General features: G+C 65.2%; 1 pseudogene. It reads left to right on the top strand.

The annotated features are described in order from the left end of the window. Window positions 1-344: pseudogene (locus GRF61_RS24300) on the top strand (aspartate/glutamate racemase family protein); the annotation flags it as partial. Window positions 345-474: the final 130 nt, after the last annotated feature.

Here is a 474-nt window from a genome sequence, read left to right as displayed (position 1 = left end):
CCTATCTGCAACCGATGCTCGATGCGAATGCCGACACGTTGGTGCTCGGCTGCACGCACTACCCCTTCCTGGAAGATGCCATCCATGAGATTGCGGGCGACCGGTTGACATTGATCGACACCGGACACGCCGTCGCGCGTCATCTGGGCCGCACGCTCGCGGCAGCGGGATTGCAGGCATCGGGCCAAGCCGCAACGCCATGCTTCATGAGCACCGGCGATGTGCTTCCGCTGCAAGCCATGGTGGCTGCGTTGCTCGGAGAGGCGCCAATGGCCCAGCGGGTCGACATTGGCGACGCGCCCCTGAGCCCCGTCGCGGTGTCGCTCGCTTCCCAGCCCGAATAACGCCGCCCGAATAGGACAACGCCGCCCTGAAAGGCGGCGCATTGTCATCTTGGCTGAATGTCAGCCGACCGTCGGTTGCACTGCCGGTTCGGCAACGTCCGCCGCCGCTTCGTCTTCTGCCGGCTCGTAC

The sequence above is a fragment of the Azoarcus sp. TTM-91 genome, assembly GCF_012911025.1.
Lineage (GTDB): Bacteria > Pseudomonadota > Gammaproteobacteria > Burkholderiales > Rhodocyclaceae > Azoarcus.
Note: the sequence above shows the minus strand (reverse complement) of the source record. Positions and strands in the feature narration are given on the sequence as shown.